Below are 19,258 nucleotides of genomic sequence, written 5' to 3'. Positions count from 1 at the left end.
CCGCTACTTGACCAATTTCTGACCAAATGCTTGACGGATTGACATCTCCGCAGGTAAAAGGTGAAAAAAATTACTTCAACTTTTTTCGAGCGACAATCGAGCGGCCGGCGACGGCGGGGCGATATGTGTCAAAAGCATCGTCTGCCGAGGAAGCCTTGCCGTTCGCCGAATTGCACAAACGTAAAAATCGCCAATTATGGAGACGGTCTCGAACACGTCGACGAAACGATGCGGTAACATCTCCCTGCAAACACTGTAGTTAGCTAAAGGGGGAGTTCGCGTGTCTGCAACCATTAAACCCTTCACCGATGAGTTCGAAGAGTATGGCCGCGATGAATCTCGTGCATCGGGCGAAGCATCGAGCATCTCGTTTCCGACAACGGAAGACGAGGTCCGTGCCATTTTGGAAACGCTCCATGCCGAGCGTGTCCCGGTAACGGTTCAGGGCGCCCGAACCGGCCTTGCCGCCGGTGCCGTGCCCCACGGTGGGCATATCCTCAATACTTCCCGTATGAATCGCTACTTGGGCCTTCGCCGCGATGAACAAGGCCAATTTCTGCTGCGCGTGGAGCCGGGCGTTGTGCTCTCGGAGCTGCGTAAGCAGCTGAGCAAGAAGGTACTGCCGACCGCTGGTTGGGACCAGGCATCGCTTGAGGCCTACGAGGAGTTCCAAGAGTCCCCCGAGCAGTTCTTTCCCACCGATCCCACCGAGGCATCTGCCTGTCTGGGCGGCATGGCGGCATGCAACGCCTCCGGCGCCCGCAGCTACGCTTACGGCCCCATGCGCCCTCACGTCACGGGCCTTCATGTCGTGCTGACCGATGGCGACCTGCTCGAGCTTCACCGTGGCGAGGTTTTTGCACGGGGCCGCCACCTGTCGCTCGTGACGGCAGAGGGTCATACATTCGAGCTTGATCTGCCTGACTACACCATGCCCAAGACCAAAAATGCCTCGGGGTATTTTGTTGCGGACGATATGGACGCCATCGATCTTTTTATCGGTGCGTGCGGCACGCTCGGCGTCATTACCGAGCTCGAGATCGCCCTGCAGGCGGCACCTTCGGTCGTATGGGGTGTGAGTTGCTTTTTCGATAGCGAAGACAAGGCCGTGTCCTTTACCGATTCCGTGCGTCCCGTGCTGTCCCATGCCGCCGCTATTGAGTATTTCGATGCTGGCGCCCTGGATATCCTGCGTCGCCGGCGCGAGCAGTCGACCGCGTTTGCCTCGCTGCCGGCGCTCGACGACGAGGCAAAGGTCTGTGTCTACGTGGAGCTCGACTGCGACGACGAGGCGCAGGCGACCGAGGAGCTGTACCACCTGGGATGGGTGCTGGAGCTTGCGGGCGGCCGCGACGATGCGACATGGGTCGCCCGCACCGAAGTCGATCGCGAGTGCCAGCGGTTCTTCCGCCACGCGGTCCCCGAGAGTGTCAATATGCTCATTGACGAGCGTCGCCGCATCGACCCCACCATTACCAAGCTGGGATCGGATATGTCGGTGCCCAATGCGTGCCTTGCCGATGTCATGGCCCTCTATCGCCGCACGCTGGCCGAAAGCGGGCTTGAGTCTGCTGCCTGGGGACACATCGGGAACAACCATCTGCATGTGAACATCCTGCCGCGCGATGCGCAAGACTACCGTCGTGGTGGAGAACTCTTTGCCCAGTGGGCTTCCGAGGTCACGGCCATGGGCGGTGCCGTTTCTGCCGAGCACGGCGTCGGCAAGATCAAGGCGGGCTTCTTGGAGACGATGTACGGTCACGAGGCCATGGTCGAGTCGGCGCGTCTCAAACTCCAGCTCGATCCTGCCGGCCAGCTGGGTCGCGGCAACCTGTTTACGGAGAAGCTCTTGGATGAACTCGTCCAGAAAGGGGGCGCGTGAAGATGAGTGATTTCCATATGGTGGTGTGCGTCAAGGCGGTGCCCGGAAGCACCGAGGTCAAGATGGACCCCAAGACCAATACTATCGTGCGTGATGGCAAGCAGGCGGTCATTAATCCCTTCGATGCAAGTGCCCTCGAATGTGCGCTAGCGCTGAAGGACGACTTTATCGGCTTTGGCATGGACGTGCGTGTGACGGTGATGTCGATGGGCATCCCCGCGACCGAATCGCTGCTGCGCGACTGCATCGCCCGCGGTGCCGACGACGCGCTGCTGCTGACCGATCGCGCCTTTGCGGGCGCCGATACCCTAGCCACCACCTATGCCCTCAAATGCGGCATCGAGGCACTCGATGAGGACTTTGACCTGCTCATCTGCGGCAAGATGGCAGTGGACGGCGATACGGCCCAGATCGGCCCCGAGCTGGCCGGCGCCTTTGGGGTCCCCTGCGTGACCGACGTGAGCTGTGTGCAGAGCGCGGGATTTACGACGTGTGGCTCGCTGGCGCTCGTCCACGGCTGCGATGCCGGCGAGGAGACGGTGTACCTGGAGATGCCGTGTGCGATGACGACCGCCAAGGAGATTGGCCAGCTGCGCATGCCGAGTATTGCCGGTATTCGCGCGGCCGAGGATGCAGACGTGCGTGTGGCCAGCGCTGCCGACGTAAACGCCGATCCCTCGCGTTGCGGCCTTGCCGGATCACCGACGCAGGTCGTGCGCTCGTTTGTGCCCGACCGTGACCAAACGTGCGAGGCCGTTGAGGGAACGGCGTCCGAGCAGGCGGTAAAACTTGCCAAGATTATTGAGGGGATGGCATAGATGAGCGGGCTGATTATCGATAGCGAAGCCTGTATCGGCTGCGGTCGCTGCGTTCGCGCCTGCGCCTCGGGCGGCATTGTGGTGGAGGGTGAGCGCCCCAATCGCTGTGCCCGCGTAACCGACGGCTGTATCCTGTGCGGTGGGTGCGTCGACGTCTGCCCCGTCAACGCCATCTCGATTGAGCGCGACGAGGCCGCCGGCGCGGCAGACCTTGACGCATATCGAGACATCTGGATCTTCGTGCAGACTGACGAGCACGATGCCGTTGCATCCGTGGCCTTCGAGCTCATGGGCAAGGGGCGCGAGCTTGCCGATGCCCGCGGCTGCCGTCTGGTGGCACTGGTCGGCATGAGCCCCGAGGGCTCACTCGGGGACCTGGAGCATCTGATTTGCGCCGGTGCGGACGAAGTTCTGGTCTGTCGTGACGAGCGCCTGCGTCAGAACGACGCGGAGGTCTACGCTCGCTTGATCTGCGATTTGGTAGCCGAGCGCAAGCCCGAGGCCATTCTGTACGGCGCGACCGCCTTTGGTCGCGAGCTGGCGCCCGGTGTGGCCGTGCGCTTGCAGACGGGTCTTACGGCCGATTGCACGGTGCTTTCTATGGATACGGAGACGGGTCTGCTGCAGCAGACGCGCCCGGCGTTTGGCGGCAACCTGATGGCCACCATTATCTGCCCCAACCACCGTCCTCAGATGGCAACGGTGCGCCCCGGCATCTTTAAGGCGCCCGAGTTTGACTATAGCCGCTCCGGCACGATTACCCAGGTAGTGCTTGCGGATGACGTTAAGGCCCGCGTCGAGATCTCGATTCCCGCCGAGGAGTGGGGACAGCAGGCCTCAATTGCCGATGCCGAGCGTCTGGTCGTGGTGGGCCGCGGCATCGGCTCCAAGAAGAATCTGCCCCTGATGCGAAAGCTCGCCGATGCCCTGGGTGCCGAGCTTGGTTGCACGCGTCCCATTGTGGAGGCAGGCTGGTTGGAGTATCGCCACCAAATTGGCCAGACGGGTGTATCGGTCTCGCCCAAGCTTCTCGTGAGTATCGGTGTTTCGGGCGCCATCCAGCATCTTGCCGGCATCGGTGGGGCGGAGTGCATTATCGCCATCAACGAGGACCCGGATGCCCCCATCTTTGGTGCTGCCCAGTACAAGGTTGTCGGTGATGCCGTCGAGGTCGTCGAGGAGCTGCTGGCCCAGTTTGAGCGCTAGGCACGCGCCAGCCAGTCGCGCATCTCGTCCTTTAGGCGGCTCCAGGTTGCCTGCGTGGCGGGGTCGGTAAAGGGCCGCGTAATGCCAAAGGGCGCGTCGAGCAGGCGGTAGATATCGCCTTGCTCGCGCGCCAGCGCGCGGCTTGCCGGATAGACGAGCTCAAACATAAAGCAGATAAGCCCCACCAAGAAGTCGGCGGGCTCATCGCGCTCATCGCGCGCGACGCAGCGGTGCTCGTCAAAGGCGGTAAGCGCCGGTGTCGAGAAGTGGCTGGCGAGAAACGTGTCCTCATCCACCTTGAGGACGGTGTCGACGGTGCTGTCGGCGATGGTGCGCATAATGTCGATCTTGTCGCCATCGCGCACGATGTCGCAGAAGCTCCGCGTGCGCTCGTCGAGCTGCGCGGGTAGACGGAAATCGCTGTGATAGGCGATGCTCGCTCGGATGAGCTCATCTTCTGCCGGGTCATCGATAAAGTCGCGGATGCTCATTACGGCGGGTGCATCGGCGGGATTCTCGCCAAAGAGGACCTCGATGCCCAGCACTGCATGGCTCATGCTCTCGGCGTCCTTAAAGGTGTCCCAGCGTCGCAGCTGCTCAAAGCGGCCCATATCGTGCAGCAGGCCGCAAAGCCATGCCAGGTCAATATCTTCTGACGACCAGCCCTGCTCGCGCGCTACGGCATCGCATGCCTCGGCCACGTGGTACGTATGCTCGATTTTGAGCGCGATGCGTGGGTTGGTGGCGTCGTAGGCATCGGTGTAGCTTTTGAAGGCCGCGCGCGCCCGGTCTCGATCGATAGCTGTCATAATGACTTCCTAAAAAGTTGTGTCTTTCGATCCGGTGGCAATTGTAGGTGAACTTTATTGCCACCGGTTGATATTTCTGCTGCGTTGCAAGGCGCGCTGCAGACGACTTACCAGAATGGGAGTGGCATGGTCCTTAGGATCTTTAAAATCGTCTGGCCAGTGATGCTTACCTATGTTGCAATAGGCGCGCCGTGCGGAATGATCATGGGGCAGACGGGAATGGAGCCCTGGATGGTCTTTGCTCTGAGCAGCACGTTTGTGACGGGCAGCGGCCAGTTTATGATCTGCAATCTTTGGCTGGCGGGCGTGCCTGCAGCATCGATCGTCGCGAGCGTTGCTGCCATCTCCTCGCGCTTTGCGCTTTACTCGGCATCGATCGCGCCGCATCTGACGGGTGCCTCGAAGCGTCAGACGCTGGCTGTTGCCGCGACACTTACCGAGGAGGCATATGGCATCTCGCTTGCCAAGTTGGTTGAGGGAAAGGACTGGGGTCCGCGCGAGTCCTTTGTGCTCAACGTGGTCCTCATCGCAACGTGGGGCGTTTCGTGTACGACGGGCGCCATCGTCGGCGCCGTTGTCGATGTTCCCACCGCTCTTGCAGGTTTTGTCTGCACATCGCTCTTTATCTGCCTACTCTTTTCGCAGCGACTGTCGCGCAGCAATGTCGTAGCTGCCGGTTTGGCTGCGGTGTCCGTTGCTATATGCAAGTTCTTGGGGTGGACGAATATCGCCGTGCCGGCAAGTGTGCTCGTCGGCGTTGTCACGGCACTCGCGTGCGATGTCCTCGCCGAAGGAAGGGGCGCTCGCGATGCCCGTTCATGAGTTTTTGGTCCTGTGGCTGTCGTCTTGGGCGGTCATCGCGTTTTTCCGCATTGCCCCGGCGTTTGCCTTGCGCGGGAGAACGCTGTCACCCCGCGTTACCGAGGCCTTGGGTTATATTCCGCCTGCCGCCTTTGCGGCATTGGTCGCTAACGATTTGATAAGCCCTGGCGCTTTCGACGCCGGCTTGTGGCAGGGCTTGATTCCCTGGATTGCGGCTGCCGGTGTCGTGGCGGTGGCAATTAAGACAAAGTCGATGTTGTGGTGCTGCGTCTCGGGCATCGTGCTCTATATCGTTTTGAGCCTCCTATAAGAGCAGGGCACGTTTAGCGTTCCGGCCAACGAATCCAATTTCTCACCGAGCCGGTCTGCTTCTTCTGGTACCATGATCAAACTTTACTGTAGCAAAGCGTGACGTGGGCTTTTGTTCCGCGTCGGCGGAAATGGGGGTTTCATGGCACAGGGAGCGGCCGCCAACGAGCAAAAGAAATTCAAAGTACCGCGCATCCCGGGTGACATCATGATCTACCCGATGATCGTCGGCCTTTTGCTCAATACCTTCTGCCCGCAGGTCTTTGAGATCGGCGGCTTCTTCACGGCTGCCTGCCGCGGCGGCTCCAACACCATCGTCGCCGCGATCTTGCTGTTTGTGGGCGCCGGCATCAGCTTTAAGTCCACGCCGGGCGCCATCAAGACCGGCATCGTCGTGCTGATTCCTAAGCTTGTGGTGGCAGCCGCGCTGGGTCTGGGCGTTGCGTATTTCTTTAACGACAACCTTTTGGGCTTGAGCTCGGTTTCCATCATCGGCGGCATTACGTTTTGCAACATGGCGCTCTACACGGGTATCATGGGCGAGTTCGGCGACGAGTCCGAGCAGGGCGCCGTGGGCATCCTATTCTTCACGGCCGGCCCCGCCGTCACCATGATCATCCTGGGCGTTTCGGGTCTTGCTAATATCCCGCTGGGCACTATCGTCGGCTCCATCCTGCCGCTTGTCATCGGTATGGTTCTGGGCAACCTCTTCCCGTTCATCAAGAACCTGCTGGTTCCCGGCGCCAATCCCGCGATTGCCGTCATCGGATTTCAGCTCGGTGCGTCCATGAGCCTTTCGAGCTTTATCACCGGCGGCATCTCGGGCATCCTGCTGGGCCTCATCACGCTCTTTATCGTCGGCCCCATCACCTTTGCGTTCGAGCGCCTGTGCGGTGGTAACGGCAAGGCGGCCGTTGCCTGCTCCACTATCGCCGGCACGGCTATGACCACGCCGGTCGCCCTCGCCGAGGTCGCTCCGCGCTATGCCGAGCTTGCGCCCACCGCGTATGCGCAGATCGCCACCGCCGTCATCATCACGGCAATCATGGCCCCGATTCTGACCGGCTGGATCGACAAGAAGTTCTGCCAGGGCAAGGAGGACCTGTCGGTCGAAGGCGTTGAGGCCATCGAAAAAGCCGTCACGACCGACATCGATGGCGAGTAACAATAGCACTCATCAATGATTCCGGCGTGCAATTCGCGCCGTTCGAGCGCCCGAACGAAAGCTGTTTTGCAGTGACGTTCGGGCGCTCTGCTATTATCCCCATTGCCCCTGCGGAATAGGGGCGTTTATTGCCCAGACACGAATCGGGCGATTCTGGCCACTTGGATATTGAAGGGATGACGTCTAGTGGTTAAGGCACTCAAGATCGAGATATTCCTGCTGTGCATGATTATTCTTATCGGGCTTGCCGTACGAAGCCGTCGCTCCCTGTTCTCGAGCACCCAGCAGCTTTTGTTTAGCATGCTGGGCCACACGTCTGCTGCCTACATTTTCTTCGATATGATCTGGACGCTCTCGGACGGCGTGAGCACTCCTGTAGGCATCACGGCCAACTGGATTTCCAACGCGGTTTCGTTTTCGCTGTTCGCCATCGCGTGCCTCATTTGGTTTTTCTATTCCGAGACGATGCAGGGCTCACGGCTCCTGACCACGCCCTATAGGGTGGTACTTTTAACGTTGCCAACCGCATTGGTGGTCGTGTTGGCATTTACCAGTTACTGGACGCACGCTATGTTCTATATCGATACGCAGGGCGTATATCGTCGCGGAGCGCTTTATATGATTCAGCCTATCGTTAGCTACTGCTACGTCATATATACGTCCTTGCATGCCTTTATTCAGGCTCGAAAAGTCGAAAGCCTGCAAAAGAAGGCCATTTATCGCACCCTCGCCTTTTTTGCGGTTCCGGCTCTGGTGGGCGGTACCTTCCAGGTTTTGTTTTCGGTACCGGGCCTTTGCTTCGGTATAACGCTGAGCATCCTGCTGCTCTATATCGTCTATCAGGAGCAACTGATCTCGACTGACCCGTTGACTGGACTCAACAACCGCAACCGTTTTGAGACCTATATGCTGTCGCTCTTTTCAAATGTGGATCAGGCCGAAGATGTATATCTGCTTATGATGGACGCCGACGGCTTTAAGCAGATTAATGATCGCTATGGACATGTGGAGGGTGACCATGCTCTTCAGGTTGTTGCGGCGGCGCTCAAGGATGTCTGCTCGCCGGCTGGTGGGTTTATCGCGCGCTATGGTGGCGATGAGTTCGTGGTGCTCCAAAAGGCAGCGGCGGAACAGGACATCATAGACTTGTGTTCGGCGATTAACGACGAGCTCGCTCGTGCTGAGGTGCCGTATGCATTGCGGACGTCCATCGGTTACGCGCGGGTCGGCGATAGTGTTGATACCTGGCAAGACTTACTTCGCGCTGCCGATGCGGAGCTCTACCGCGTCAAGGCTGAGAAAAAGAAAGCCGGCGTCCAGATACGCTAGAAAAAAGGGGCGAACGCTAGTGTGCGTGGCGGCCCTCAGCTCACCGATGTACTCCATTAAGCTAAAGTGTGCGAACACCTTTCCTAAAAAGGTGAGCTCGCTAGGCCTTTTTAGGTTTGTTGACAATGATGATGCCGCTGCAGACCAAGAGTAGGGCTACAAGTACGGTAACAGGGCTCGTGCCGGCGCCCTCGCCGAGCAGCAATGCACTCAGCAGTACGCCAAAGACCGGGTTCATAAAGCCAAAGATCGAAACGCGGCTAACGGGGTTGACGGCGAGCAGGCGGGACCACAGCGAGTATGCGACGGCGGAAATGAGCGCCATATAAATGATGAGCGCGATGGCGGGGGCGATTTCGGTGGGGGATAGCGCACCGCCCATCAAAAAGCCGATGGCGGTGAGGACCAGGCCACCGACCAAGAACTGCCACCCTGCAAGCAAGACGCCGTCGTGCTCGCGCGAGAAGATGCCGATCAGGCAGGTCGAAAGGGCACCCGCAACGGTGGAAGCCAAGATAAATCCCTCGCCGTCGAGTGTAAAGCCAAAGGTGCCATCCGCGCCCGAAAGGTTGACGAGCGCGACGCCGGCAAAGCCCAGTACACAGCCAAGCACCTTGGCCGTATTGAGCTTTTCGGTGCGAAACGCCAGGGCGGCAAAGAGGATTGCGAGGAAGTTGGCACTGGCCTCGATGATGGAGCTCGACATGGCGCTGGCGCGCGAGAGTCCCAGGTAGAAAAAGAAGTACTGACCGATAGTCTGGAAGAGCGACAAGACAAAGATGGGCTTGATGTCGCGAGCCTGCGGAACGAGCAGGCGACGCTGGGCCGCACTCATGCCAATAATGACCAGCATGCCGGCAAGGGTGAAGCGCAGACCCGCGAAGAGCAGCTGCGAGGCGCTGTCGTGCGCGGGGATGCCGAAGAGGCCGTAGCCGATCTTGATGCAGGGAAAGGCCGACCCCCAGAGCGCACAGCAAACAAGACAGCCCAGGATGAGTCCGGGCAGGGTGGCGAGATGCGGCTTGCGGCTTTCCATGATGTCCTTCCTATATGCGCGAAGCAAAAAAGAACCCGCCACCGGGAGCGCCGGTGGCGGGTGTTGTTACCCGAGGGGATTGTACCCGATGGGATAGCTTTAAGCGAAGTAGGCTACGCCGCTCTCAAAGACCGGCATGAACTTATCGCCAGGGACATGCTCGGGCACGTTGCGGTACAGGTTGTCGCCGCGACGCTCGGCATGGCCCATCTTGCCCAGGACGCGGCCGTCGGGGCTCGTGATGCCCTCAATGGCAAGTGCAGAGCCGTTGGGGTTGACGGAAAGATCCATGCTGGGCTTGCCGTCCTCGCCCACGTACTGAGTGGCGACCTGGCCGTTGGCGATCAGCTGGGCGAGTACCTCGTCGTTGGCGACAAAGCGGCCCTCGCCGTGGCTAATGGCGACGGTGTAGGGGTCGTCGACGCTGCACTGCGACAGCCACGGGGACAGGTTGGACGAGATGCGGGTGCGCACCAGGCGGCTCTGATGGCGACCGATGGTGTTGAACGTCAGCGTGGGCGCATCGGGCGTGGCGTCGACGATGTCACCGTAGGGCACCAGGCCGAGCTTGACCAGAGCCTGGAAGCCGTTGCAGATGCCCAGCATCAGGCCGTCGCGGGCCTTGAGCAGGTCGCGGACTGCCTCGGTGACCTCGGGAGCGCGGAAGAACGCCGTGATGAATTTGGCGGAGCCATCGGGCTCGTCACCGCCCGAGAAGCCGCCGGGGATCATGACAATCTGGCTTGCACGGATGCGGCGGGCAAGCTCGTGGGTGCTCTCGGCGACGGCCTCGGGCGTGAGGTTGTTGATCACGAAGGTGTCGGCTTCGGCACCGGCGGCACGGAAGGCGCGGGCGCTATCGTACTCGCAGTTGTTGCCGGGGAACACGGGGATTACCACGTGCGGGCGGGCGATCTTGGCGCCGCCGTACACGTGGATATCCTTGGCACGGAAGTCGATGGTCTCGACCTCGGCGGTCTCGCCGGCGCTGCGGTAGGCAAAGACGCCCTCGATGCCGCTCTCCCAGGCCTCCTGGAGCTCGGAGAGCTCGATGACCTCGGAGCCGGTATCGATGACATAGCCCTCAACGGTGGTGCCTAGGGGCTCGACGACAACGCCGTCGGCGACCTCGGGCAGCTCGGCATCCTCGGCGAGCTCGACGATAAAGCTGCCGTAGAGCGGGGTGAAGAGGCTCTCCACGTCCACGTCCTCGGCAAGCTCGATACCGATCTGGTTGCCGACGCACATCTTAAAGAGGCTCTCGGCGCCGCAGCCGTAGCCGGGCGTGGAGACGGCCAGGGCGTCGCCAGTGGCGGTGAGCGCCTCGACGGCGTCAAATGCGGCGAGAAGCTGCTGGGCATCGGGACGGTAGTCCTGGCCATAGGTGGCGGGGGCGATGCGGACGACGCGGTGCGTGAGGCCCTTGAACTCGGGGGAGACGGCGCGGGCCGCCTTGCCCACGGCGACAGCGAAGCTGATCAGGGTCGGCGGAACGTTGAGCTCGCCGGCCTCGTCCTCAAACGAACCGCTCATAGAGTCCTTGCCGCCGATGGCGCCGGCACCCAGGTCGACCTGGGCCATAAGGGCGCCCAGGACGGCTGCCATGGGCTTGCCCCAGCGCTCGGCCTCGGTGCGCAGACGCTCAAAGTACTCTTGGAAGGAGAGGTAAGCGCGCTTGTGCTCAAAGCCAGCAGCCACGAGCTTGGCGATGGACTCGACCACGGACAGGTAGGCGCCGGCAAACTGGTCGGCTTCCATCAGGTAGGGGTTGAAGCCCCATGCCATGGCGCTTGCCGTGGTGGTCTCGCCGTCCACGGGGAACTTGGCGACCATGGCCGAGCTGGGGGTGAGTTGCGTCTTGCCGCCAAAGGGCATGAGCACGGTCGCGGCACCGATGGTGGAGTCGAAGCGCTCGGAAAGGCCCTTGTTGGAGGCGACGTTGAGGTCGGTGACCAGCGAGGTCATGCGCTCGGCAAGCGTGGTGCCGGCCCAGCTGGGCTGCCACACGCTGCGGGCGCACACGTGGGCGACCTGGTGCTTGGGCGCGCCGTTGGAGTTGAGGAACTCGCGGGACAGGTCGACGATGGCGACACCGTTCCAGGCCATGCGCATGCGCGGCTCGGCGGTAACCTCGGCGATGACGGTTGCCTCTAGGTTCTCCTCGGCGGCGTAGCCCATGAACTCCTCGACGTCACCGTCGGCAACGGCGCAGGCCATGCGCTCCTGGGACTCGGAGATAGCGAGCTCGGTGCCGTCCAGGCCGTCGTACTTCTTGGTTACGGTATCAAGGTCGACATACAGGCCGTCGGCAAGCTCGCCCACGGCGACCGAGACGCCGCCGGCGCCAAAGTCGTTGCAGCGCTTGATCAGACGGCAGGCATCGCCGCGGCGGAACAGACGCTGCAGCTTGCGCTCGACCGGGGCGTTGCCCTTCTGGACCTCGGCGCCCGAGGTCTCGATCGACTCGGTGTTCTGGGTCTTGGAGGAGCCGGTGGCGCCGCCGATGCCGTCGCGGCCGGTGCGGCCGCCCAGCAGGATGATCTTGTCGGTGGGGGCGGGGCACTCGCGACGCACGTGGTTTGCCGGGGTAGCGCCCACGACGGCGCCGACCTCCATGCGCTTGGCCACGTAGCCGGGGTGATAGAGCTCGTTGACCTGACCGGTGGCAAGGCCGATCTGGTTGCCGTAGCTGGAGTAGCCGGCGGCGGCAGTGGTCACGAGCTTGCGCTGCGGCAGCTTGCCCTCGAGCGTCTCGGAAACCGGGACGGTGGGGTCGCCGGCGCCGGTGACGCGCATGGCCTGGTACACATAGCTGCGGCCCGAGAGCGGGTCGCGGATGGCGCCGCCCACGCAGGTGGCGGCACCGCCGAAGGGCTCGATCTCGGTCGGGTGGTTGTGAGTCTCGTTCTTAAAGAGGAACAGCCAGTCCTGGTCCTCGCCATCGACATCGACCTTTACCTTGACGGTGCAGGCGTTGATCTCCTCGGACTCGTCGACATCGGTCATGACGCCGGTCTTCTTGAGGTACTTGGCGCCGATGGTACCCATGTCCATGAGGCAGACGGGCTTGGCGTCGCGGCCGAGCTCGTGGCGCATCTCCATGTAGCGGTCGAAGGCCTGCTGCACCACGGCGTCATCGATCGTCACGTCGTCCAGGACGGTGCCGAAGGTGGTGTGGCGGCAGTGGTCGGACCAGTAGGTGTCGATCACGCGGATCTCGGTGATGGTGGGGTCGCGGTCCTCATCGCGGAAGTACTGCTGGCAGAAGGCGATGTCCGCCTCGTCCATGGCAAGACCGCGCTCGGAAATAAAGGCGGCAAGGCCGGCCTCATCGAGCTCGCGGAAGCCGTCGAGCACTTCGACGGGCTGGGGCTCGGGGGTCTCCATGTACAGCGTCTCGGGCAGGTCGAGCGAGGCGATGCGTGCCTCGACGGGGTTCACCACGTAGTGCTTGATGGCCTCGATGGCGGCTTCGTCCAGAGCGCCCGAGATCATATAGACCTTGGCGGAGCGCACGGCGGGGCGCTCGCCCTGGCTGATGAGCTGCACGCACTCGCTGGCGGAGTCGGCGCGCTGGTCAAACTGGCCAGGCAGGAATTCGACGGCAAAGACGGCGCCATCGCTTGCGGGGAGCTCGTCGTAGGTCACATCGACCTGGGGCTCGCTAAAGACGGTCGGCACGCAGGAGCGGAAAAGCTCCTCGTCGATGCCCTCGACGTCGTAGCGGTTGATGATCCTCAGGGCCTCGATGCCCTTGATGCCGAGAATCTCGGTCAGCTCGCCCTTGAGCTGCTGAGCCTCGACGTCGAACCCGGGTTTCTTCTCCACGTAGATACGAGAGACCATTGGTTCCTGCCTTCCTGATCGGTTGGGCGTACGGTACGGTATGCGGCAGCGGTCGGTTTGCGGGGCCTGCCCTGCGGTCGCCTTGAGCCACATGTTTGTAAACCTCACTATGATACGACAGCTCGCGGCGCGTTGAGGACGGCGAGGGTGCTACAGTGAAGCGCAAACAAGAGAAAGGCATCACATGGCATTCGTTTCGCTCGCCATCATCGCACTCGTGGCCTTTGCAAGCCCCTTCATCGCCTCGGCGATTCCCGGAAAACCCGTTCCCGAAACGGTCTTTTTGCTCGTGTTCGGCGCGGTGCTGGGCCCTCATATGCTCGGCGTCATCCATGTAGATGCTGAGGTCTCGCTTGTGTCCGAGCTCGGCCTGGCCTTTTTGTTCCTGCTTGCCGGCTTTGAGATCGACCCCAAGAGCATCACGGGCGTCGAGGGGCGCTACGGCTTAGCGACGTGGGTCGTCACGTTTGGTATCGCCTGGCTTGCCGTGCGCTTTACCCCGTGGTTCTCGGTCAGTCATTTCGACGGTATTGCCGTGACGCTTGCCCTCACTTCTACGGCGCTCGGCACGCTCGTGCCCATCATGCGTGAGCGCTCGCTCACCGGCACGCGTGTGGGCGACTCGATTCTCGCGTATGGCACTTGGGGCGAGCTCGGTCCCGTGCTCGCCATGTCGGTGCTGCTGTCTGCTCGCACTGGCATCCAAACGCTCGTAATCCTTGGCTTGTTTGCGGTGGTTTGTGTATTGCTGGCCGTGGTCCCAAGCCGCTCCAAGCGCGTCGGCAGCCGCTTCTTTGCGTTTGTCGAGGAGCGCGCCGATACCACGTCGCAGACCTTCGTGCGCCTGACGGTGCTCATCCTGGTCACGCTCGTGGCGTTCTCGGCCGTCTTTGATCTCGACATCGTGTTGGGTTCTTTTGCCGCCGGCTTCGTCCTGCGCTATATCATCCCCGAGGGCAACCATACGCTTGAGACCAAGCTCGACGGCCTGGCCTACGGCTTTTTGATTCCGGTGTTCTTTACTGTATCGGGCGCAAAGATCGACCTGACGGCCGTGGCGTCGCGCCCCGGGCTGCTCGCGGGCTTTATCGTGGCGTTGCTGATAATTCGTGCCGTGCCGATTCTCATCTCTATGAGCATTTGTCCTGCGACGCGCGATGTGTCGGCGTATGGTCGCATTACCGTGGCGCTCTACTGCACCACGGCCCTGCCGATCATTGTCGCCGTGACAAGCGTTGCCGTCAACGCGGGCGCGCTGTCGCAAGAAATTGCGTCGGTCATGGTTGCCGCCGGTGCCATCACGGTGTTCTTGATGCCATTGCTCGCGCAGCTCTTCTACCGCGTGGTCGACGCCGCGCCGGTCGCCGCCGTGGCAGAGGTTGCCGAGCATCCATCCGATGCGTTCGACATCCTGCGTGCCCATCACGATTTGGCGAGTCTGCTCGCACGCGAGCACGAGCTGCTGACCTCGCATGGTCACGGTCGCGTATTCGAGGGCCTGCCTACGCTCGATACGATTGCCGAGCGTCTTTCCGCCGAGGCGGCGAGCGGCCACATCGATGCCCGTATTGTGGACGCGGCGCACCTGCTTGCCGACAAGACCTATGGAGACGAGGTTGACCCGTCCGAGCTGACTCCGCGCGAGCGTCGCCGCTTGGAGCGCGCCAAGCTTGCCGTGCGCGAATACCGCCGCCGCATGTTGGAGCTCTATGCGCGCGATGAAGCCCAGGACGACGACGGCAAGTAGCAAGGAATGTCGGGATACGGGTTCCGTCCAAATAATAGAAGGCGCGCTGCCTGCGGTTGATGCAGGCAGCGCGCCTTTTGCGTTGAGCTCCGTTGGGGTTCGAAGTAGTGGACTAGTTGGCCATGACGCCTTCGGTCCAGGCCTCGACGTCCTCGATGCGCAGGACGTTGGCGACCTCGGCCACGCAGTCGACGCCGGCAAGCTCGGCGGCGGCAGTTTGGACGTCCTTCTCGAGCGCGCGGTGCGTCAGGAAGATGACCGAGCAGGCATCACTGATGCCCGACTTGCCGTCCTCGACCTGGTTGATGAGCGAGATCGAGATGTTGTGCTTGGCAAAGATGTCGACCGTCTCGGACAGGGCGCCCACGCGGTCGGCGACCTTCAGGCGCACATAGTACTTGGTCTGGAGCTCGTCCATGGGCTTAAAGGTGAGGTTGTGGCCATAGGGCTCAATCTCGGGCAGCGGAGCCACGCCGCGGCTGATTTGCTCGGAGAGCGACAGGATATCGCCCACGACGGCGCTCGCGGTGGGGAAGGAGCCTGCGCCGGCACCGTAGAACATGGTTTCGCCCACGGCGTCGCCTACCACGTAGACAGCGTTCATGGCACCGTTGACCTTGGCGAGCATGTGGTCGGCGGGAATCAGCGTGGGGTGCACGCGGACGTCGACGCCGGCGTCGGTGTTGCGGGCAATGCCGAGCAGCTTAATGGTGTAGCCGAGCTCGCGGGCCTGGGCGATGTCTTCGGCGCCGATGGTGCGGATACCCTGCTGGTACACATCGTCGGTGGTAACGCGGGTGCCAAAGCCGATGGAGGCGAGGATGGCCGTCTTGCTGGCGGCATCGAAGCCGTCGACGTCGGCGGACGGGTCGGCCTCGGCATAGCCCTTGGCCTGCGCGTCGGCAAGCACGTCAGCGTAATCGGCGCCCTCGGCGTCCATGCGCGACAGGATGTAGTTGGTGGTGCCGTTGAGGATGCCGGCGATGGTCAGGATCTTGTTGCCCACCAGGTCGTGCTCGAGTGTGCTGACAATGGGGATGCCGCCACCGCAGCTGGCCTCGCACTTAATCTGCACGCCGCACGCACGCGCCTTCTCGGCAAGCGTCTCGACATGGCGGCCCAGCAGGGCCTTGTTGGCGGAGACGACATGCTTGCCGTTCTCGAAGGCAGTGGTGAAGATCTCGGTTGCGGGATGCTCGCCGCCAATCAGCTCGACGACGATGTCGACGGCGGGGTCGGTGACGACATCGTGCCAGTCGCTCGTAAAGGCCTCGCGCCCAATGCCTGCCGCCTCGGCCTGCTCCCAAGCAAGCGCGCAGGCGCGGGTCAGCTTAAGGTCGATGCCGTAGGCTGCCAGGTACTCATCGTGGTGGCTCTTGATCAGACGGGCCACGCCGCCGCCGACGGTTCCCAAACCGATCAGACCGACGTTCACGGTGCGCAGGGATTCGCTCATAGATAGCTCCTTCGTGCATCTTATGGATGGATTAACCGCTTAAAGGTTGAGTGCATTCTAGCGTGAACCGAGGGCGTGTGCTCGTCAGGCAACAGGAGTCGCACAAAACGGCACCCCCGAAACGCTGCGGAAACATTGGAAACATGCTCGCTACAAACGGAACTCCGTAACAAACTGTCAACGTTTGCACCATAAGGTTTGCCCTGTACCGCAAGAGACGGCATGAACGGTCCGAGGGCTTCGACACCTCTCTTGCCGAGGGTGTGCTGCTCATGACGCCGTTCTCCGCCGACGACGAGAAAAACGTCGACTTTGGTGATTCAGGACGGCAAGTACATCGCCGCCTAGGTGCGTACAAAACGCGACCGGTGAGGCTGTTTTATCAGGGCAGGAGCGCTTGTAACAGAACGGAAACATTGCTTTCACACAATAAAGTGGCTAAACTGCATAAACCGATATAAATACGCATAATTATGGATAAATGAACAAATCCAAAGAAAAGTCGAAATAACCGCCACTTTTCCTAACTAAAGCGTCTACTATTTTGCGAACGCCGAACACGGCGAAGGATGGCCTGTCGGGTAACCAAAACCCGACGAGATTTGAGAGGAGAGCCGCATGTCGAGCCTCACCGGTAAGTCATTGAACCCTGTTATGAATCGCAGGAGCGTTATCGCGAGCGCAGCAGGTCTGGGGGCGATGTCCATTCTAGCTGGCTGCTCCTCCAACGGCGGCGACAGCGGTTCCGCTTCGAGCGACGCTTCGTTTAAGATCGGCACCATCGGCCCGCTGACCGGTGCCGCCGCGTCTTACGGCAAGTCCGTTACCCAGGGCGTCGAGCTTGGCTGCAAGGACTTCTCCACCAAGGAGCTGCCGCTTGCCAGCAAGGCCGAGGACGACCAGGCCGACGGCGAGAAGGCCGTCAACGCCTTTAATACCCTGCTCGACTGGGGCATGCAGGCCCTCGTCGGCCCGACCACCACGGGTGCGTCGGTTGCCGTTGCCGCTGAGTGTGGTAACGACCCCAAGACGTTCATGATCACCCCGTCCGCGTCCTCCGAGGACGTCACTGACGGCAAGGATTGCGTCTTCCAGGTTTGCTTCACCGACCCCAACCAGGGCGTCAACGCTGCCAAGTTCCTGGCAGAGAAGTATGCGGATGAGAAGTTCGTGCTGTTCTACAACTCCGGCGACGCCTATTCTTCGGGTATCGCGGATTCCTTTAAGGCCCAGGCCGCTGAGTCCAAGCTCGAGATTGTCGACGAGGAGACCTTTAAGGACGATTCTGCTACGAGCTTTACCAACCAGCTGACCAAGGCCAAGCAGGCCGGCGCTACCATGATCTTCGCGCCGATCTACTACACGCCGGCGTCCGTCCTGCTCAAGAACGCCAAGGATATGGGCTACGACGTCAAGATGATGGGTTGCGACGGCATGGACGGCATCCTGGGCGTTGAGGGCTTCGACACCTCTCTTGCCGAGGGTCTGCTGCTCATGACCCCGTTCTCCGCCGACGACGAGAAGAACGCCGACTTCGTCAACGCTTACAAGGATAAGTACGGCGATACCCCCGACCAGTTTGCCGCCGACGCCTACGACGGCGTGCACGCGGTGGCCGAGGCCCTCAAGGAGGCCGGTCTTGGTGTCGACGCCGACCCGACCGAGGTCTCCGAGAAGCTGCCCAAGGCTATGCTCAAGATTACCGTTGACGGTCTGACCGGCAAGCTCACCTGGAACGATAAGGGCCAGGTCCAGAAGGAGCCCACTGCGTACGTCATCACCAACGGCAAGTACGTACAGGCATAATAGGCCGCCTTACATAGAGCGGTTTTGATCCCAAGCAGGGGAGGTTGTGGCCTTCCCTGCTTGCTTGGTATCTAGGGACGATGTAACGTCCCTGTTTCATACATCAACTGGAAACCTATTCGAAAGGGGGATGTGGAACATGACGGTCTTTATCCAATACCTGGTCAACGGCCTGTCCATGGGCAGCGTCTACGCCATCATCGCGTTGGGCTACACCATGGTCTACGGTATCGCCAAGATGCTGAACTTCGCTCACGGCGATGTCATCATGGTCGGTGCCTATGTCTCGTTCTGCGCCACGTCGTATCTCGGCCTCCCGGGCTGGGCATCTGTAGTTCTCTCTTGTGTGGTCTGCACGGTTCTCGGTGTCCTCATTGAGGGTCTGGCCTATAAGCCGTTGCGCCAAGCAGGTCCGCTGGCCGTTCTGATCACGGCTATCGGCGTGTCTTACTTCCTGCAGAACGCCGCGCAGCTTCTGTGGGGCGCCACACCCAAGAACTTCACTTCGCTCGTCACCTTTCCGGTGCCGGAGTTCTTGGCCAAGTTTAACGTAAGCGCCGTCTCGCTCGTCACCATCGTCGCCTGCTTGGTTATCATGGCCGGCCTGATGTTCTTTACGGGTAAGACCAAGATGGGCAAGGCCATGCGAGCCGTGTCCGAGGACAAGGCCGCTGCTCAGCTCATGGGCATCAACGTCAACCGCACCATCTCGATGACGTTCGCCATCGGCTCCGCCCTCGCCGCCATCGCCGGCGTACTCCTGTGCTCCTACTCGCCGGTGTTGCAGCCCACCACGGGTGCCATGCCTGGTATCAAGGCTTTCGACGCTGCCGTCTTCGGCGGCATCGGCTCCATTCCCGGTGCCTTTGTTGGCGGTATTCTTATCGGCATCATCGAGGCGATGGCACAGGCTTACATTTCCACGAGCCTTGCCAACTCCATCGTCTTTGGTGTTCTGATCATCGTCCTGCTCGTCAAGCCTGCCGGCCTCTTGGGCAAGTACGTCCCCGAGAAGGTGTAGGTGAGC

General features: G+C 61.3%; 14 protein-coding genes. 10 read left to right on the top strand and 4 right to left on the bottom strand.

What is annotated here, in order from left to right:
- The first annotated feature begins 280 nt into the window (after positions 1-280).
- From PMX70_RS04370 to PMX70_RS04360, 3 genes are read left to right on the top strand one after another with little or no spacing between them, the layout of a single operon-like run.
- Positions 281-1,882 (top strand): FAD-binding oxidoreductase, encoded by a 1,602-nt coding sequence (locus PMX70_RS04370; protein WP_271742998.1) that lies wholly within the window; start codon positions 281-283, stop codon positions 1,880-1,882.
- Positions 1,883-1,884: 2 nt separating this feature from the next.
- Positions 1,885-2,700 (top strand): electron transfer flavoprotein subunit beta/FixA family protein, encoded by an 816-nt coding sequence (locus PMX70_RS04365; protein ID WP_271742997.1) that lies wholly within the window; start codon positions 1,885-1,887, stop codon positions 2,698-2,700.
- Positions 2,701-3,906, top strand: coding sequence for an electron transfer flavoprotein subunit alpha (locus tag PMX70_RS04360; protein WP_271742996.1), 1,206 nt, complete (start codon positions 2,701-2,703; stop codon positions 3,904-3,906).
- Here PMX70_RS04360 and PMX70_RS04355 read toward each other — a convergent pair.
- Entirely contained in the window at positions 3,903-4,715 is an 813-nt protein-coding gene (locus PMX70_RS04355) for an HD domain-containing protein (RefSeq protein WP_117582900.1), read from the bottom strand. The genes PMX70_RS04360 and PMX70_RS04355 overlap by 4 nt on opposite strands.
- A 126-nt stretch (positions 4,716-4,841) precedes the next feature.
- On the opposite strand from PMX70_RS04355, the gene PMX70_RS04350 reads away from it, so the two are divergent.
- The 4 genes from PMX70_RS04350 (at position 4,842) to PMX70_RS04335 (ending at position 8,340) form a co-directional block, all read left to right on the top strand.
- Positions 4,842-5,537 carry an AzlC family ABC transporter permease gene (locus PMX70_RS04350; protein ID WP_334203832.1) on the top strand — a complete coding sequence of 232 codons (696 nt, stop codon included), beginning with the start codon at positions 4,842-4,844 and terminating at the stop codon, positions 5,535-5,537.
- On the top strand, positions 5,524-5,847 hold the full coding sequence (locus tag PMX70_RS04345) for an AzlD domain-containing protein (protein ID WP_271742995.1): 324 nt from the start codon (positions 5,524-5,526) through the stop codon (positions 5,845-5,847). The genes PMX70_RS04350 and PMX70_RS04345 overlap by 14 nt, the downstream gene beginning before the upstream one ends.
- A gap of 141 nt (positions 5,848-5,988) precedes the next feature.
- Positions 5,989-7,011, top strand: coding sequence for a 2-keto-3-deoxygluconate permease (locus PMX70_RS04340; protein ID WP_271742994.1), 1,023 nt, complete (start codon positions 5,989-5,991; stop codon positions 7,009-7,011).
- A gap of 186 nt (positions 7,012-7,197) precedes the next feature.
- Positions 7,198-8,340, top strand: coding sequence for a GGDEF domain-containing protein (locus tag PMX70_RS04335; protein ID WP_271742993.1), 1,143 nt, complete (start codon positions 7,198-7,200; stop codon positions 8,338-8,340).
- 100 nt (positions 8,341-8,440) lie between these two features.
- On the opposite strand, the gene PMX70_RS04330 is transcribed toward PMX70_RS04335, so the two are convergent.
- Together PMX70_RS04330 and PMX70_RS04325 are read right to left on the bottom strand one after the other, a co-directional pair.
- On the bottom strand, positions 8,441-9,376 hold the full coding sequence (locus PMX70_RS04330) for a DMT family transporter (protein WP_271742992.1): 936 nt from the start codon (positions 9,374-9,376) through the stop codon (positions 8,441-8,443).
- A gap of 99 nt (positions 9,377-9,475) precedes the next feature.
- Positions 9,476-13,222, bottom strand: a complete 3,747-nt coding sequence (locus PMX70_RS04325) for a phosphoribosylformylglycinamidine synthase (RefSeq protein ID WP_271742991.1) — start codon at positions 13,220-13,222, stop codon at positions 9,476-9,478.
- A 184-nt stretch (positions 13,223-13,406) separates the two neighbouring features.
- Between PMX70_RS04325 and PMX70_RS04320 the strand changes: the two genes are divergently transcribed.
- Entirely contained in the window at positions 13,407-14,969 is a 1,563-nt protein-coding gene (locus tag PMX70_RS04320) for a cation:proton antiporter domain-containing protein (RefSeq protein WP_271742990.1), read from the top strand.
- A 112-nt stretch (positions 14,970-15,081) separates the two neighbouring features.
- Here the strand turns inward: PMX70_RS04320 and PMX70_RS04315 are convergent, their stop codons facing one another.
- Positions 15,082-16,425 carry a homoserine dehydrogenase gene (locus PMX70_RS04315; RefSeq protein WP_271742989.1) on the bottom strand — a complete coding sequence of 448 codons (1,344 nt, stop codon included), beginning with the start codon at positions 16,423-16,425 and terminating at the stop codon, positions 15,082-15,084.
- A gap of 618 nt (positions 16,426-17,043) precedes the next feature.
- Here PMX70_RS04315 and PMX70_RS04310 point away from each other — a divergent pair.
- Both PMX70_RS04310 and PMX70_RS04305 read left to right on the top strand, forming a co-directional pair.
- Positions 17,044-18,231 (top strand): ABC transporter substrate-binding protein, encoded by a 1,188-nt coding sequence (locus PMX70_RS04310; RefSeq protein WP_271742988.1) that lies wholly within the window; start codon positions 17,044-17,046, stop codon positions 18,229-18,231.
- A 139-nt stretch (positions 18,232-18,370) separates the two neighbouring features.
- Complete coding sequence (locus PMX70_RS04305; RefSeq protein ID WP_040358647.1) at positions 18,371-19,252, top strand: branched-chain amino acid ABC transporter permease; 882 nt, start codon at positions 18,371-18,373, stop codon at positions 19,250-19,252.
- Positions 19,253-19,258: the final 6 nt, after the last annotated feature.

It is taken from the genome of Collinsella aerofaciens (assembly GCF_028206795.1).
GTDB classification, from domain to species: Bacteria; Actinomycetota; Coriobacteriia; order Coriobacteriales; family Coriobacteriaceae; genus Collinsella; species Collinsella aerofaciens_AX.
The sequence above is the reverse complement of the archived record's forward strand: the minus strand, read 5'-3'. Positions and strand labels throughout refer to the sequence as shown.